Origin of the sequence: Phenylobacterium sp., from assembly GCF_004799515.1 — a bacterium.
GTDB lineage: Bacteria > Pseudomonadota > Alphaproteobacteria > Caulobacterales > Caulobacteraceae > Phenylobacterium.
This window is the reverse complement of sequence record NZ_SSMX01000014.1, coordinates 101,988-117,383: the sequence shown is the minus strand read 5'-3', so window position 1 is coordinate 117,383 and position 15,396 is coordinate 101,988. Positions and strand designations below refer to the sequence as shown.

Below are 15,396 nucleotides of genomic sequence, written 5' to 3'. Positions count from 1 at the left end.
CTCCGCCAACACTCACCCCTCCCGCGACGCCGCTTCCGTCGGCGTCCAGCGGTCCAGCCACTGCAGTCGCCGGGCGAGGTCGGGCGCGCGCCCTTCCCGCTCGGCCACGCGGCGCAGGGTGGGCAGGACGCGGGCGATGGCGGCGCGGACATCGGCGGCGCTCGCCGGGCGGCCGGCGGCGTACCATTCCAGGCGCTCCGGACCTTCCAGGCCGAAGAGCAGGCCGCCGCCGGCGTGGAACGGGGTCGCGCCGCGGCCTCGGGTCACCCAGATCGCCGTGGCGCCCGAGCGGAGCTTTGAGACGTTCGCCTGGGCCGCGTAGCCTTCGGCTTCGCCGTATCGCGCGCTGGGCTTGGCCGTGGGCGTCGACAGGTGCGGGCAGCAGCGGACCGAAAACCGGGCGCAGTCGTAGTGCGACGGCGGCTCCGGCGTGGCGCCCTCGAGCGCCGACATCGGACCGACCACCCAGCCGCGCAGGGCGCCCAGCTTGTCGCCACAGACCCAGCACAGCTCACCGGCCCAGGCGACGCCCAGCTTGGCCGCGTCGACGACGGGAAACTGCGGCTCGCCGTCGCGCCAGGCCACGAACCAGGGGACCGGAAAGCCGCGGCGATCGGTCGGCAGGCGCTGGACGCGTTTCGGCAGGTCGGAAAATCGCGTGGTCACCAGCTCGGCCTGATCGGATTCGGGCCCGCTAACTTCACCGAGCCCCGCGAAATCAGGGGCCGATTCCGCGCCGGCGAGAAGGTCGGGGCCGGCGACCGGGCAGTTGGATTGACTTCATTTCGACGTTTAGCTAAACATCATCCCATGAACGCCGTCTTCAAGGCCCTGTCCGACCCGACGCGCCGCCACGTTCTGGAGCTGCTGCGGGACCGGCCGATGACGGCGGGCGAGCTGGCCGACCATTTCCCGGTCTCCAAGCCCACCATGTCGACCCACTTCGCCGTGCTGCGCGAGGCCAATCTCGTCGACGCCCAGAAGCTGGGGAAGACGGTGATCTATCGCCTGAAACTGTCGGTGCTGGAGGATGCGCTCCTGGGCTTCGTCGGAGCGTTCAGCGCCGTCGCGCAGGCGGCCAAGCCGGCGGACGACGCCGCGTCCGTCGCAAATTCCGCCCCTAAGTCCGCCGGGAGGCCCACGTCATGATCCACAGGAACCTCGCCATCGCCCTCGCCACGGCCGGGACCTACATCGGCGGCGCCCTGGCGCTGAAGGCCGCGGAGAAGCTGGGCTTCACCTCGCACGACATGGCGGTCCGCGCGCTGGCGGTGTTCACCGGCCTGGCGCTGGCGGTCTACGCCAACTTCCTGCCGAAGATGCTGGGGACCTACCGCAGCCCGGAGCAGGCCCTGCGCATGGAGCAGGTGCTGCGGGTCAGCGGCTGGGCCTACATGCTGGGCGGGTTGGCCTATGCGCTGACCTCGCTGCTGCCGGTGTCCGACACGGTCCCGCTCGCCCTCCTGGGCACGGCGACGGCCTATGTGATGGGCTATTCCATCTGGGCGTTCATGGAGCACGGCCCGCGCAAAGGCGGGTCCGCGTCGACCCCGAGTTGCGGGACCTGACAGGCCGGCCGCCTCAAGCCTCCGGGCGCAGGCCGTTCATCAGGACGTCGATGAGCCGCAGGGTGCGGGCGTCCCACCCGGGAGCTGAAGCGCCGTAGGAAAGCCCGGAGAGCGCCTGCATCAGGTCTTCGGGCTCGATATCCGCGCGGATGTCGCCGGCGGCGATGGCCCGCTCGATCAGCAGGGTCACGGCCGCGCGGATCAGCGAGCCAGACGTCTCGTAGAGCGCCGAAACCCCGCCGGCCATCGCGCCCAGGGCCGGTGCGATCACCCGCTTGGTGGCCATGTATTCGACGAAGAGCCTGAGCCAGGCCCGCAAGGCTTCGGCCGGCGGCAGGGTCTCCAAAAGGCTTTGCGCGGCCTCAGCCAGCTGGCCGACCTCGTGGCGGTAGACGGCCTCCACCATGGCGTCGCGGGTCGGGAAATGCCGGTAGAGGGTGCCGATCCCCACCTCGGCGCGGCGGGCGATCTCCTCGAGGGTGACCTCCGGCCCGATCTCGGTGAAGGCCTGCTTGGCCACCCCGATCAAGCGGGCGCGGTTACGGAGCGCGTCGGCGCGCGGCTTGCGTCCCTCACTCTCGCCAATCACGAACCCGGTGCCCTTGATAAACGGAGGAGCCCTCCGTATATATTCGGAGCCATCCTCCGCTTATAGTGGATCGACGGCGGCCCGACAACCGCGCGCCAAGACCGTCGCGCGCAAGGCAAGCCCTTTCCAAGCAGGAGTCCTCCCATGCCCGCATCCTTTGGCGCCACTTCCACCACCGAAGACGTCCTCTCCGGCGTCGATCTGAAAGGCAAGCGGGTCCTGGTCACCGGGGTCTCCGCCGGCCTGGGCGTCGAGACCGCCCGCGCGCTGGCCGCCCACGGGGCGCAGGTGGTGGGCGCGGCCCGCGACCTCGCCAAGGCCAAGACGGCCACGGCGCAGGTGCTGGCCGACGCCGCGAATGGGGGCGGGCTGGAGTTGGTCGAACTCGACCTCGCCGACCTGAGGAGCGTGCGGGCGTGCGCCGACGCGTTGCTGGCGGACGGGCGGCCGTTCGACCTGGTGATCGCCAACGCCGGCGTCATGGCGACGCCCTTCGGCAAGACCACCGACGGCTTCGAGACCCAGTTCGGCACCAACCACCTGGGCCACTTCGTGTTCGTCAACCGTATCGCCTCGCTGTTCGCCCCAGGATCGCGGCTGGTGAACCTGTCGTCCTCCGGCCACCGGTTCTCCGACGTCGACCTCGAGGACCCCAACTTCGATCACACGGACTACGCCGAGTTCGTGGCCTACGGCCGGTCCAAGACCGCCAACATCCTGTTCGCCGTCGAGTTCGACCGGCGGCACAAGGCCCGCGGCGTGCGCGCCACGGCGGTCCACCCCGGCGGCATCCAGACCGAACTCGGCCGATACATGACCCACGAGGTCATGCAGGGCCTGATCGAGAGCATCAACGCCACCAACGCGGCCTCCGGCCAGCCGGCCTTCGAATGGAAGACCGTTCCGCAAGGCGCGGCGACCTCGGTCTGGGCCGGGGTGGTGGCGCCGGCGGACGCGGTCGGCGGCCTCTACTGCGAGGACTGCCATGTGGCGGAGGTCGTCGAGGGCGGCGACATGCTCGCCGTCCGCGGCGGGGTGCGCCCCTACGCCCTCGACCCCGAGCACGCCAAGGCGCTCTGGGCCAAGAGCGAAGAGATGGTCGGCGAGCGGTTCGCCTAAACCGGCCGCTTCATCCGGACTTCCCGGGCTGTGCGGGTGGCCGAGTTCAGCACCAGGGTATGGGTGTGGACGAAGCCGCCCTCCAGCTTCACCCCGTCGAGCAGGGCGCCGTCGGTGACGCCGGTGGCGGCGAAAATGGCGTCGGCGCGGACCATCTCGTGCAGGTCGTACTTGCGGTCGAGGTCGGTGATGCCGACCCGGGCCGCGCGGGCCCGCTCATCGGCGTTGCGGAACACCAGCCGGCCCTGGAACTGGCCGCCGACGCATTTCAGCGCCGCACAGGCCAGCACGCCCTCCGGCGCCCCGCCCTGCCCCACATAGAGGTCGACGCCGGTCGAGGGGTCGGCGGTGTTCATCACCCCGGCCACGTCGCCGTCGGTGATCAGGTAGATGCGGCAGCCCACCGAGCGCAGGCTGGCGATGATCTCGGCGTGGCGTGGCCGGTCGAGGACGCAGACCGTCAGCTCTTCCGGCGCCACGCCCTTGGCCTTGGCGAGCGACTGGACGTTCTCGGCCGGGGTCTTGTCGAGGTCGATCACGCCGGCCGGATAGCCCGGGCCGCAGGCGATCTTGTCCATGTAGGTGTCAGGCGCGTTCAGCATGGTGCCCTTGGGCGCCCAGGCCATCACCGCCAGCGCATTGGCCATGGCCTTGGCGGTCAGCGTGGTGCCTTCCAGGGGATCGAGGGCGATGTCGATCTTGTGCTTGCCGCCCTTGCCGACCTTCTCGCCGATGTAGAGCATCGGCGCCTCGTCGCGTTCGCCCTCGCCGATGACGATCTCGCCATCCAGCTCCAGGTCGTTGAGCGCCGTGCGCATGGCGTCGACGGCGGCTTGGTCGGCGGCCTTCTCGTCGCCGCGGCCGACCATCTTCCAGGCGGCGATGGCGGCGGCCTCGGTGACACGGACCGCGTCCAGCACGAGGCTGCGGTCCAGGTTTTCGGAACTCATCTCTTGGATGTCCCCAGCTTTTCTAAGTTCGAGCCCCGCTGCAAATTCGGGCCCAGGTCTAAATTCGGGCGATGCGTAGCAGCCTTGGACGGTCGAGCACAGCCGGCAGGCTGGCGATGCGCTCGATAGCCGCCTTCAGCACGGATTCGGCCACCGCGTGGGTGGTCAGCACGATCGGCACGCCGCTGGCGTTCTCCACCAGCTTCTGCAGGAAGCTCTCGATTGAGACGCCGGCCTCGGCGAGGGTCTCGGAGACCGCGGCGATCACCCCGGGCTCATCCTTCACCGACAGGCGAAGGTAGGCGCGGCCGATGCTCTTCGAAGGATCGACAGGCGTGAAGGGCGAAAGGCTCGCGGCCGGGGCCTGGAAGACCGGGCGGACGGCGCCGGCCATCACATCGGCGAGGTCGGCGGCGACCGCCGCGGCGGTGGGGCCGGCGCCTGCGCCCGGACCCTGGACGAAGATGCGGCCGGTGCGGCGGCCTTCGATGAAGAGGGCGTTCAGCGCCCCGCCCGCTTGCGCCAACGGATGCGCCAGCGGGGCGAGCGACGGATGCACGCGCACCAGCACCCCGTCCGGTGAGCGGTCGGCGGAGGCCACCAGCTTGATCCGGTAGCCCAGGTCGCGGGCGAGCTGGATGTCCAGAAGCTCGACGCCGGCGATGCCTTCGATCTCGGCGGCGGCGTAATTGGGGGCGCAGCCGAAGGCCAGCGCCGCCAGGATGGAGATCTTGTGGGCCGCGTCGAACCCGCCGACGTCCATGGTCGGGTCGGCCTCGGCGTAGCCCAGGCGCTGGGCCTCGGCCAGGACCTCGGCGAAGGCGCGGCCGGTCGCCTCCATCTCGGTCAAAATGTAGTTGCAGGTGCCGTTGAGGATGCCGGCCACCGACTTGATCTCATCGCCGACCAGGGCCTCGCGGACCATCTTCACCGCCGGGACGCCCCCCATCACCGCGGCCTCGAACAGCAAGGGCGCCCCCTTGGACTCGGCCAGGGCGGCGAGTTCGGCGCCATGCTCGGCGATCAGGGCCTTGTTGGCGGTGACCACCGGCTTGCCGGCGGAGAGCGCGGCCTCCACCGCGGCCTTGGCCGGGCCGTCGGAGCCGCCGATCAGTTCGACGAAGACGTCGGTCTCGGCGGAGGTGGCGAGCGCCACCGGATCGTCGAACCAGGGCAGGCCCGAGATGTCGAAGGGCCGCGGCCGTGAGCGCGAGCGCGCCGAGACGCCCGTGACGCTGGCCCGCCCGCCCGCCGGGGCGAAGTCGGGATGCTCGGCCAGGAAGGTCAAAAGGCCCGCGCCCACCGTCCCCAGGCCGGCGACGCCGACGCGCCAGGTTTTCTGCTGAGTCATTGCGCGGCCAGGGCGTTGTGGTGGCGGGCCAGGACGTCGTCGGCCTGGCTGAGGAACTTCTTCACGTTGCGGGCGGCCTGGCGGATGCGGTGCTCGTTCTCGACCAGGCCGACGCGGACGAAGCCCTCGCCGTACTCCCCGAAGCCCACGCCCGGCGCCACGGCGACGCCGGCCTCCTCGACCAGGAGCTTGGAGAACAGCAGCGAGCCGGCGGCCTTGAACTGTTCCGGCACTGGCGCCCAGGCGAACATCGAGGCGCTGGGCGACGGGATGTCCCAGCCGGCGCGGGCCATGGTCTCGACCAGCACGTCGCGGCGGGACTTGTAGATGCCGCGGATCTCCTCAACGCAGTCCTGCGGGCCGTTCAGCGCCGCGGCGGCGGCGACCTGGATCGGGGTGTAGGCCCCGTAGTCGAGGTAGGACTTCACCCGCGCCAGCGCCGCGCAGATACGGGCGTTGCCCACCACCATGCCCACCCGCCAGCCGGCCATGGCGTAGGTCTTAGAGAGCGAATTGACCTCGACGGCGATGTCCTTGGCGCCATCGACCTGCAGCACCGAGGGCGGCGGGGCGCCGTCGAAATAGATCTCCGAATAGGCGATGTCGGAGATCACCAGCATCTCGTGCTTCTTCGCGAGTGCGATGGCGTCCTTGTAGAAGTCCAGGTCGACGCACTGGGCCGTCGGGTTCGACGGATAGCTGAGGATCAGCACCGTGGGCGGCGGCACGGAGTGCTTCACCGCCCGGCTGACGCCCGCCAGATAGTCCTCCGGCGACAGCGCCGGCACGTGGCGGATCACTCCGCCGGCCATGATGAAGCCGTAGGCGTGGATCGGATAGGCCGGGTTCGGGCAGACGATGACGTCGCCCGGCGCGGTCAGGGCCTGGGCGAGGTTGGCGAAGCCTTCCTTGGAGCCCAGAGTCGCGATCACCTCGCTGTCGGGGTCGAGCTTCACGCCGAAGCGGCGGTCGTAGTAGCCGGCCATGGCGCGGCGGAGGCCCACGATGCCCTTGGAGGCGGAATAACGGCCGGCCTTGGGGTCGCGGGCGGTCTCCACCAGCTTGTCGACGATATGCTTGGGGGTGGGCATGTCCGGGTTGCCCATGCCGAAGTCGATGATGTCGACACCCTGGGCGCGCAGCCGCGCCTTGATGCGGTTGACCTCTTCGAGGACGTAGGGCGGAAGCCGGCGAATGCGATGGAAATCGGGGGTCATGGTGAAATCTTGCGCCGCGAAAGGCCCGTGCGGCTTCTTCGAAGGTGAAGGCGGGCATGGATAGACTCCGGGCGGGAGCCAGCCAAGCCATGGTTCGATGAAATTTTCAGCCTCCGCAGGCCCTTAAGCTTAGCGCTTGGGCGGCGGAGGCGGCGTAGCTCGGGCCCTCTGATCCTTGGCGAAAGCCGCGGTGTCCGCCGGGTCCGGCGGCGGCAGCTCGGGGCCGGCGTCGGCGCGGGCCTGCATGGCGAAGGCCTCGGTGTCGCTGAGCGTCCAGGTGGAATCCGCCGTGCCGGCGACGATGGCGGCGGCGTCGAGCTCGACCTGAGCGGCGGCGTACCCATATTGCCGGTGCGGTCGGACGTCGGTCGGCTTTTTCGGGAAGTTGACGAAGGTCGGGAACGGCGCGTCGGGCCTGACGGTCCGGGCGACCTCCGCGGCGATCGGCGAGCGCGGATCGACCTTGGCGTCGTGGAAGGGCGCGGTGATGCAAGCGCCGGCCAGACCGCAGACGCAGAGGCTCGCCAGAAGCTTCGCAGCCGCAAGGCCGGGGCGGGCGTTCATAAAAGGGCTCGACCGGACTGGCATTTTCCGGTCCGGTTTATGCGATCATCGAGATCGGCGAAAGGGCGCGCGCGCTTTCGCCGCCGGGAGGACGATCCAATGAGCGGGCAGAACTCGCCGACCAAGGCCGCCAAGACGCCGAAGGCCGCAAAGGCTAAGGCGTCCAAGGCTGAGATGAGCGGCGGCAAACCGCCGAAGACAAAGGGCAAAGCCAACGGCAAGGCGAAATCGCCCCGGCCGGAACAGCTGCCGCCGGCCACGGCGTCTACCGCGACGGCGCCGCAGATTCCCCCATTCGCGCCCTCGCCGCCCGAACCCATCTCGCTCAGCGCCGAGCAGCGGGCGGTGGTGGAGAAGCTCTCGATGAACTTGGCGCGCGCGGCGCTGACCGCCCAGGGCGCGATCGCCGAGATGGCTCTGCGCCAGGCCGACCGGCCGGCCGCGCTGTCGCCCGATCCGTTCCATGTGGCCCCGGCGCTGACCGAGGTCATGGGCCGCCTGGCCGCCCAGCCAGACCGGCTGATGCGCGCCCAGGCCGACCTCTTCTCCCGCTATCTCGACCTGTGGCAGGCCACGGCCCGGCGCATGGGCGGCGAGACGCCCGACCCGGTCGCCGAGCCGGCGCGCGGCGACAAGCGATTCGCCGATCCCGACTGGTCGGAGAACCCCGTCTTCGACGTGATGAAGCAGTCCTACCTGCTCACCGCCAACTGGATGAACAGCCTGGTGGCCGAGGTCGAGGACGTCGAGCCGATGACCAAGCGGCGGGTCGAGTTCTTCATGAAGATGCTGACCGACGCCTTTTCGCCCTCGAACTTCCTGGCGTCCAACCCCACGGCGCTGCGCGAGGTGATGGCCACCGGCGGTGAGAGCCTGGTGCGCGGCATGGCGAACTTCGCCTCCGACCTGGAGCGCGGCGGCGGCCAGCTCTCCATCGCCCAGACCGACTATGAGATGTTCAAGATCGGCGAGAACGTGGCCACCGCCCCCGGCAAGGTCGTGTTCCGCAACGAAATCATAGAGTTGCTGCAATTTTCTCCGACGACGGAGAGCGTCAGCGAGATCCCGTTGGTGATCTTCCCGCCGTGGATCAACAAGTTCTACATCCTCGATCTGCGGCCCGAGAATTCGATGATCCGCTGGCTGAGCGCCCAGGGCATCACGGTGTTCGTGGCCTCCTGGGTGAACCCGACGCCGGAACTCTCTACCCGCACCTTCGAGGACTATATGCGCGAGGGCATCTACGCCGGGACGCAGGCGGCGATGGACCAGTGCGGCGTCGATCGGGTCAACACCGTCGGCTACTGCATCGGGGGCACCCTGCTCTCGGCCACCCTGGCGCACATGGCGGCCAAGGGCGACGAGCGGATCGCGTCGGCCACCTTCTTCGCCGCCCAGCAGGACTTCTCCGAGGCCGGCGACCTTCTGCTGTTCACCAACGAGGACTGGCTGAAGGATCTCGAAGGCAAGATGGACGAGGGCGGCGGCGTGCTGTCGGGCCAGGCCATGGCCGACACCTTCAACTCCCTGCGCGCCAACGACCTGATCTGGTCGTTCTTCGTGAACAACTACCTGATGGGCAAGGAGCCGAAGCCCTTCGACCTTCTGTTCTGGAACTCCGACCAGACGCGGATGCCCAAGACCCTCCACCTGTTCTATCTGCGCCGCTTCTATGGCGACAACGCGCTGGCCAAGGGTGAGCTGGAGCTGGACGGGCTGAAGCTGGACCTGAAGACGGTGAAGACGCCGGTCTTCGTGCAGGCTTCGCGGGAGGACCACATCGCGCCGGCCCGTTCGGTTTATCGCGGCGCGCAGCTGTTCGGCGGGCCGGTGGTCTTCAACATGGCCGGCTCCGGCCACATCGCCGGCGTGATCAATGCGCCCGCGGCGAAGAAGTACCAGTACTGGAGCAACGACAAGCTGCCGGCGACGCTCGAGGACTGGCAGGCCGGCGCGACCGAGACGCCCGGCTCCTGGTGGCCGCACTGGATCGAGTGGCTGAAGGCCCGCTCCGGCGGCCAGGTCCCGGCGCGCGACCCCGCCAAGGGGCCGCTGAAGTCCCTGGGCGACGCCCCCGGCGACTATGTGAAGGTGCGCAGCTGAGCCGGCGGCCACGGCCCTTGGTTCGGCGCGGCCGCCTCGGTTAAGGGTCAGGGCATGCACGTCCTGCGCGTCACCCCGGAGCTGCTGGCGCTGCTTCGCGAAAAGCACGTCTATCAGTCGCTGAACGGCAGGGACCGTTGGGCGGTCGGGGGACAGATCGGCGTTCCCGACGCCTGCCTCATCGAGCCCTTTACGGAGCTGCTGGCCGGCGCGACCTTCCCGCGCGTGCTCGGGGCCTTTTCCTACAGCGTCTCGGCGATACGGGAATGGGTCGCGGTCGGGCGCTATTGTTCGCTCGCCAGCAACATCGCCTGGATGGGCGGCGACCACCCCGCCGATTGGGCCAGCACCTCGCCAGCTCTGCTGAAGGGCGACGAGCATCGGGCGGTGACGGCGTTCCGCGCCCAATTTGGGCTCGCCGACCTGGCCGAGGAATTCGTTCCGACGGAGCTGAAGGTCGACATCGGCCATGACGTCTGGATCGGCGACCAGGCGATGATCGCGCCGGGGGTCACCATCGGCGACGGCGCGGTGATCGGGGCCCGAACCCTGGTCCTCAAGGACGTCCCGCCCTACGCGGTGGTGGTTGGCCACCCCGCGCGGATCCTCCGCTACCGCTTCTCGGAGAATCTGGTCGCGCGGTTCCAGACAGCGCGCTGGTGGCGCTTCTCGCCCGCGGTCGTGGCCTCCCTGCCCGTCTCGGACCCCGAACGGTTCCTCGACGCCTTCGAGGAGAAGATCGCGCGGGACAAGCCTGCGCCGATGTTGCCGGTCTGCCTGACGGCCGAGGATATCCTCGCCGCCTGCGCGCCCGCCCCGGCCTCCGGGGCCCCGAGGTAGCGCCGTTCCTTCCGCTCAAGCCACGAGGAAGGATTGCCAAAGTTTAATGCAAGCTACCTTGCACCGCCCAGTACCTTGTCATAGTTTTTGGGCCACGCAAGGAGGGCCGCCGTGCCTGAAGCCATCGAAATCCAGCTGAAGAAGGGGGCCCTCGAGCTTTGCGTGCTCGCCCTCCTCGAACAGCATGACAGTTACGCCTACGAGATCGCCAGCCAGCTCTCCGAATCCATCGGCATGGGCGAAGGCACGATCTATCCCCTGATGCGCCGGCTGCAGGCCGACCGCCTCGTCGAGACCTATCTCGTTGAGAGCCCGGCCGGGCCGTCGCGCAAATACTACCGGCTCACCGAAGCCGGAAAGGCGAGCCTCGCCTCGCAGAAATCCGCGTGGAGCTCGTTCTCCGGCGCGGTCGAAACCATCCTTGGAGGGGTGAAATGACCCGGCAGGCGTTCATGGCCCGGTTGCGGGAGGGCCTTCGCGGCTTGCCCCCGTCAGCCCAGGCCGACATCGTCGCGGACTACGAGAACCATTTCAACGAAGGCGCGGCCGCCGGCCGCAGCGAGGCCGACGTGGCCGCGGGCCTCGGCGATCCGGGCCGCCTCGCACGCGAGCTGCGCGCCGAGATCGGCCTGAAGCGCTGGGAAGAGGAACGCAGCGCCTCGGCCGGCGCCTCGGCCGTCTTCGCGGTCCTGGGACTGGGCGCCATCGACATCCTGGTCCTGCTGCCGATTCTGATGGCGGTGGGCGGGACGATCTTCGGCCTGGCGATCGCCACCGTGGCGGTGTTCTTCGCCGGCGGCGTGGTGTTCGCGGCCGGACCCTTTTCCGGCATCCCCGGCGGGCCCGCCGCCGCCGCCCTGGCCGGCATCGGCCTGATGGCCGGCGCGGCTTCCGGCGGCGCGGTCCTGGCCATCGTCACCATCGGCCTGGTCAACGCCCTGGTCTGGTACGGCCGCCTGCACTACCGGCTCCTGAAGCCGGCCCTCGAACCGCAAACCCTGGGAGGCGTGCGATGATCCGCGTGCTCGTCCTGATCGCCGTGACGGGCTTCCTGGTCTCGGTGGTCACTCTGTCCAGCGCCATCGCCATCGGCGGTCCGGAAATCCTCACCGACAGCGCCCTGAACCGCTGGGGCGACTTCGGCGGCCTGCACTGGAGCTGGAACGGCCGGGACGGCTGGGACGATGACGACGGCCACGACTCCGGCCCGAAAGGCAGCCGCGAGATCGCCTGGACCGGCGGCGACACCCTCGACATCGATGTCCCCGCTGACGTCACCTACACCCAGAGTTCGGGCCCGGCGAAGCTGACCGTGACCGGCTCGCAAGAGGCGGTCGAGGGCCTGGTGCTGGAGGGCGGAGAGCTGCGCTACGAAGGCCGGCGCCATCGCTATCACCACGGCCGGGTGAGCATCGTCATGACCGCGCCCGGGGTGACCCAGTTCAACATCCGCGGCTCCGACACCCTGGCCATCGCCGACTACAAGCAGGACAAGCTGGGCGTGGACCTGTCGGGCGACGCCTCGGTGAGCGCCAAGGGCGAGGCCCGCTCGGTCGCGATCTCGGTGTCCGGCTCCGGCGAGACCGACCTCAGCGATCTGAAGGTCTCCGACGCCGACGTCAGTATCCGGGGCTCCGGCCGGGCGACGCTGGCGCCCACCGGCGCGGCCAATGTGGATATCTCGGGCTCCGGCGACGTGACCCTGCTGACCCGGCCGGCGAAGCTGGAGAGCAATGTCTCAGGCTCCGGAAGCATCCATCAGAAGGACGGCGCAGACGCCCCTGTCCCGCCGGTCCCGCCCGAGCCGGCGCATCGGAAGGCGAAAAGGACCTGAGGCCTCCTCTCCGCGGAGCGAAGCGACAGAGGGAGAAGATCGAGGAGAGGGAGAGCTCGAAACCGCCCTCTCCCTACCCTCTCCCTCTCGCTTCGCGGGGGAGAGGCGGGCCCTACGCCGGGATGAACTTCAACGCGACGCCGTTGTTGCAGTAGCGCAGGCCCGTTGGCTTGGGCCCGTCGGGGAAGACGTGGCCGTGGTGGCCCAGGCACTGGGCGCAGTGGTACTCGGTGCGCGGCACGCCGATGGCCAGGTCGGTCTTCCTGATCAGGGCGCCGGGAAGCGCCGTGTAGAAGCTGGGCCAGCCGGTGCCGCTCTCGAACTTCCACTCCGACTTGAAGATCGGCAGGCCGCAGCCCAGGCAGGCGAAAGTGCCCTTGCGGTGCTCATTCAGGAGCGGGCTGGTGCCCGGCCGCTCGGTATCCTCGTGGCGCAGCACTTCGTAGGAGGCCGGCAGCAGCCGCACCTTCCATTCGCTGTCGCTGATCTTGCGGTACGGCGAGTTGGCGTAGGGGTCGTCCGCGGCGAAGGCGAGGCCCGGGGCCGCGGCGACAAGGGCCGTGGCCATCAGGAAGCCGCGGCGGGATGGGTTGAGCATGTTCATGACCGGAATTACGTGGCGCCGTTGGGGAAAGTTACAAGCCTTGATCGGTTTCTGGTCCGTTACCGCACGCCGTCAGGGCCGCCATTCGTAGCGGACGTCCGGGGTCTTCTCCTCATTGCCGCCGCCATCGGTGAACGACACGGCTCGGAAGCCGCGCGCTTCGTAGAGGCCGCGGGCCCGGGCGTTGGCCTGGAAGGTCCATAGCTGCTTCGGGCGGCCATCGGCCAGCGCATGGGCCAGCAGCGCCGAGCCCACGCCCCGCCCCTGGCGGTCGGGACGCACGTAGAGCTGTTGGATCCAGTCGCCGGTGAAGACGACGTAGCCGGCGATCTCGCCCTCGGCCTCGGCGATCCAGGCCTGGCCGTTCGGCAGGACGTCCGTGGCCATCCACGCCATCGCCTCGTCCACGGTGTGCATCTGCGGCAGGAAGGTCAGGGTCCGCATCGCGGCGATGTGGAGCGCGCCCATCGCCGGCGCATCGTCCGCCGTCGCGGGCCGCAGGCGCATCCCTATTTGATCTCGAAATTGAACTGCCGCAGCTGGCCGTCGATGGTGGCGCGGATCACATACTCACCCAGCGGATCGCCGGCGGCGATGGCCCAGCCGCTGATGATCATCCCGCTCGTGGGGGTCACGTCGCGCTCATAGACGGCGGAGCGGTGATCGGCGGCGATGGTCATGCCCTGGGGGAGCTTGACCTTGTCGCTCCAGCTCTTGGCGGGCGCCGGCGCCCGGACCTCCTCGCGCACGTGGATGGTCGGCTTGTTGGTGCGCAGGTGGGCGAACCAGCCGTAGGACTGGCCCACCTTGAACGGCACGGTGTCGGTGGGCTCGAAGGACTTGCCGTCGGGGCCGGCGTTGAACAGGCCGAACCGGCTGTCGAGCAGCTCGACGAAGCCCATGTCTCCCGGCGGCGGCGTGACGGCCAGCGGAGCCGCCGCTGCGGGCGGCTTCGCCGATGGCGGCGGCGGCAATAGTGGTGGCGACTGGGCCGCGGCGGACGTGGCGAGGAGCGCCGTGACGGCCAGGATCGGGAGGATGCGCATGATCCCGCGAGCTAAGCCCGCGCCGTGGGCCGGCGCAACCTAAAGGCCGGCGGCCTCGTCCAGGCCCAGCATCAGGTTGAGGTTCTGCACCGCCGCGCCGGACGCGCCCTTGCCCAGGTTGTCGAGCTGGGCGACCAGGCGCGCCTGGGTCCCGTCGGCGCTTCCGAAGACGAAGAGGCGCATGCGGTTGGTGCCGTTCAGGGCCTCGGGATCCATCGCCGCCACGTAACCGCCGGCCCCGGCGCGGGTCTCCTGCAGCTCAGCGCATTCCGCGCCGCCGGCCACCTCGACGAAGCGTTCGCCGGCGTAGAAAGCCTGCAGCGCCACGTGCAGGTCGGCAGGCGTGGGCTTACCCGGCAGCGCCCAGAGCTGGAGGGGAACCTCGACGATCATCCCCTGGGCGAACCGGCCCACCGCCGGCGCGAAGACCGGCGTGTGCGCCAGGCCCGTGTGGGCGGCCATCTCCGGCAGGTGCTTGTGCGCCAGGTTGAGGCCATAGATCCGGAAGGCGTCGGCGGTGCCGGCGGGCGGGTCCGCCCCCTCGAACTCTGCGATCAGCCCCTTGCCGCCGCCGGAGTAGCCGGAGACGGCGTTGACGGTCAGCGGAAAGGCCGGCGGGACCAGCCCTGCCTCGACCAGCGGCCGCACCAGGCCGATGAAGCCGGTCGGGTAGCAACCGGGGTTGGCGACGCGGTTGGAGCCGGCGATGGCGGCGCGCTGGCCGGTGGCCATCTCGGCGAAGCCGTAGGCCCAGTCCGGCGCCACCCGGTGGGCGGTGGAGGCGTCGACGATCTTGACCCGGTTGGAGGTGACCATGGCCACCGCTTCGCGCGCGGCGTCGTCCGGCAGGCAGAGCACAACGGCGTCGACGCCGTTCAGCAGCTCGGCGCGGGAGGCAGCGTCCTTGCGCCTCGCCGGGTCGATGGAGACCACCTCCAGGTCGGCGCGGCCGGCCAGCCGCTCGCGGATCTGCAGGCCGGTGGTGCCGGCTTCGCCATCGATGAAGACTGTGTGGGCCATGGGGTGGATATCCGGACAAAGAGAAAGGGCGCCTCGGTTTCCCGAAGCGCCCTTCGCAAACGCGGGTTTTCGGCCGCGCGGCTTTAGCGCTTCGAGAACTGGAAGCTGCGTCGGGCCTTGGCCTTGCCGTACTTCTTCCGCTCGACCACGCGGCTGTCGCGGGTGAGCAGGCCGTGCGGCTTCAGCACGCTGCGCAGTTCCGGCTCAAAATAGGTGAGCGCCTTGGAGATTCCGTGACGGATCGCGCCGGCCTGGCCGGAGAGGCCTGAGCCCTGCACGGAGACCACCACGTCAAACTGGCCCGCGCGGTCGGCGAGGTCCATCGGCTGGGCGATCATCATCCGCAGCACCGGGCGGGCGAAGTAGACCTCCTGGTCGCGGCCGTTGATGGTGATCTTGCCCTTGCCGGGCTGGATCCAGACACGGGCGATGGCGTTCTTGCGCTTGCCGGTGGCGTAGGCGCGGCCCTGGGCGTCGACCTTGCGCTCGTGGACCACGACGTCCTCGGCTTGTGTGCCCATGCCCTTCAGGGCGTCGAAGCCCTTGGCCTCGGTGTCCGCGGCTTCTTCAGTCGTGACAGCTTCCGACATA

19 protein-coding genes are annotated in these 15,396 nt (G+C 69.6%); 8 read left to right on the top strand and 11 right to left on the bottom strand.

Going from position 1 to position 15,396, the window contains the following annotated elements; genetic code table 11:
- Positions 1-12: 12 nt before the first annotated feature.
- A complete protein-coding gene (locus tag E8A49_RS06350; protein WP_293377787.1) occupies positions 13-666 on the bottom strand; it encodes a hypothetical protein in 654 nt (217 codons plus the stop codon).
- 144 nt (positions 667-810) lie between these two features.
- Between E8A49_RS06350 and E8A49_RS06345 the strand changes: the two genes are divergently transcribed.
- Positions 811-1,149 carry an autorepressor SdpR family transcription factor gene (locus E8A49_RS06345; RefSeq protein ID WP_293377784.1) on the top strand — a complete coding sequence of 113 codons (339 nt, stop codon included), beginning with the start codon at positions 811-813 and terminating at the stop codon, positions 1,147-1,149.
- Positions 1,146-1,568, top strand: a complete 423-nt coding sequence (locus tag E8A49_RS06340; RefSeq protein ID WP_293377781.1) for a hypothetical protein — start codon at positions 1,146-1,148, stop codon at positions 1,566-1,568. Before E8A49_RS06345 ends, E8A49_RS06340 begins: the two co-directional genes overlap by 4 nt.
- 13 nt (positions 1,569-1,581) lie before the next feature.
- Here E8A49_RS06340 and E8A49_RS06335 read toward each other — a convergent pair whose 3' ends face one another.
- Positions 1,582-2,157, bottom strand: coding sequence for a TetR/AcrR family transcriptional regulator (locus tag E8A49_RS06335; protein ID WP_293377778.1), 576 nt, complete (start codon positions 2,155-2,157; stop codon positions 1,582-1,584).
- A 144-nt stretch (positions 2,158-2,301) separates the two neighbouring features.
- Here E8A49_RS06335 and E8A49_RS06330 point away from each other — a divergent pair, with 144 nt between their 5' ends.
- Positions 2,302-3,276, top strand: a complete 975-nt coding sequence (locus E8A49_RS06330) for an SDR family NAD(P)-dependent oxidoreductase (RefSeq protein ID WP_293377775.1) — start codon at positions 2,302-2,304, stop codon at positions 3,274-3,276.
- On the opposite strand, the gene glpX is transcribed toward E8A49_RS06330, so the two are convergent.
- The 4 genes from glpX to E8A49_RS06310 all read right to left on the bottom strand — a co-directional run bounded on the left by glpX (position 3,273) and on the right by E8A49_RS06310 (position 7,358).
- The gene (glpX, locus tag E8A49_RS06325) at positions 3,273-4,226 is read right to left on the bottom strand and encodes a class II fructose-bisphosphatase (protein ID WP_293377772.1); all 954 of its coding nucleotides are present in this window, start codon (positions 4,224-4,226) and stop codon (positions 3,273-3,275) included. The two genes, E8A49_RS06330 and glpX, sit on opposite strands and share 4 nt — an antisense overlap.
- Positions 4,227-4,284: 58 nt before the next feature.
- A complete protein-coding gene (locus E8A49_RS06320) occupies positions 4,285-5,577 on the bottom strand; it encodes a homoserine dehydrogenase (RefSeq protein WP_293377769.1) in 1,293 nt (430 codons plus the stop codon).
- Positions 5,574-6,794, bottom strand: coding sequence for an LL-diaminopimelate aminotransferase (locus E8A49_RS06315; protein WP_293377766.1), 1,221 nt, complete (start codon positions 6,792-6,794; stop codon positions 5,574-5,576). Before E8A49_RS06315 ends, E8A49_RS06320 begins: the two co-directional genes overlap by 4 nt.
- Positions 6,795-6,923: 129 nt before the next feature.
- Positions 6,924-7,358, bottom strand: a complete 435-nt coding sequence (locus tag E8A49_RS06310; RefSeq protein WP_293377764.1) for a hypothetical protein — start codon at positions 7,356-7,358, stop codon at positions 6,924-6,926.
- A 99-nt stretch (positions 7,359-7,457) separates the two neighbouring features.
- On the opposite strand from E8A49_RS06310, the gene phaC reads away from it, so the two are divergent.
- From phaC to E8A49_RS06285, 5 genes are all read left to right on the top strand, one after another.
- Positions 7,458-9,461 (top strand): class I poly(R)-hydroxyalkanoic acid synthase, encoded by a 2,004-nt coding sequence (gene phaC / locus E8A49_RS06305; protein WP_293377761.1) that lies wholly within the window; start codon positions 7,458-7,460, stop codon positions 9,459-9,461.
- A 54-nt stretch (positions 9,462-9,515) separates the two neighbouring features.
- Positions 9,516-10,301 carry a CatB-related O-acetyltransferase gene (locus E8A49_RS06300; RefSeq protein WP_293377758.1) on the top strand — a complete coding sequence of 262 codons (786 nt, stop codon included), beginning with the start codon at positions 9,516-9,518 and terminating at the stop codon, positions 10,299-10,301.
- Positions 10,302-10,412: 111 nt separating this feature from the next.
- The gene (locus tag E8A49_RS06295) at positions 10,413-10,739 is read left to right on the top strand and encodes a PadR family transcriptional regulator (protein ID WP_293377755.1); all 327 of its coding nucleotides are present in this window, start codon (positions 10,413-10,415) and stop codon (positions 10,737-10,739) included.
- Positions 10,736-11,317 carry a DUF1700 domain-containing protein gene (locus tag E8A49_RS06290; RefSeq protein ID WP_293377751.1) on the top strand — a complete coding sequence of 194 codons (582 nt, stop codon included), beginning with the start codon at positions 10,736-10,738 and terminating at the stop codon, positions 11,315-11,317. The genes E8A49_RS06295 and E8A49_RS06290 overlap by 4 nt, the downstream gene beginning before the upstream one ends.
- Complete coding sequence (locus E8A49_RS06285) at positions 11,314-12,135, top strand: DUF2807 domain-containing protein (RefSeq protein ID WP_293377748.1); 822 nt, start codon at positions 11,314-11,316, stop codon at positions 12,133-12,135. Before E8A49_RS06290 ends, E8A49_RS06285 begins: the two co-directional genes overlap by 4 nt.
- Positions 12,136-12,247: 112 nt before the next feature.
- Here the strand turns inward: E8A49_RS06285 and msrB are convergent, their stop codons facing one another.
- The 5 genes from msrB to rpsI form a co-directional block, all read right to left on the bottom strand.
- Positions 12,248-12,739 carry a peptide-methionine (R)-S-oxide reductase MsrB gene (msrB, locus tag E8A49_RS06280; protein ID WP_293377745.1) on the bottom strand — a complete coding sequence of 164 codons (492 nt, stop codon included), beginning with the start codon at positions 12,737-12,739 and terminating at the stop codon, positions 12,248-12,250.
- A 72-nt stretch (positions 12,740-12,811) separates the two neighbouring features.
- Entirely contained in the window at positions 12,812-13,246 is a 435-nt protein-coding gene (locus tag E8A49_RS06275) for a GNAT family N-acetyltransferase (RefSeq protein WP_293377742.1), read from the bottom strand.
- 2 nt (positions 13,247-13,248) lie between these two features.
- Complete coding sequence (locus tag E8A49_RS06270; protein ID WP_293377739.1) at positions 13,249-13,785, bottom strand: hypothetical protein; 537 nt, start codon at positions 13,783-13,785, stop codon at positions 13,249-13,251.
- A 39-nt stretch (positions 13,786-13,824) separates the two neighbouring features.
- On the bottom strand, positions 13,825-14,805 hold the full coding sequence (argC, locus tag E8A49_RS06265; protein ID WP_293377736.1) for an N-acetyl-gamma-glutamyl-phosphate reductase: 981 nt from the start codon (positions 14,803-14,805) through the stop codon (positions 13,825-13,827).
- 83 nt (positions 14,806-14,888) lie between these two features.
- A complete protein-coding gene (gene rpsI / locus E8A49_RS06260; RefSeq protein WP_293377733.1) occupies positions 14,889-15,395 on the bottom strand; it encodes a 30S ribosomal protein S9 in 507 nt (168 codons plus the stop codon).
- Position 15,396 lies beyond the last annotated feature (1 nt).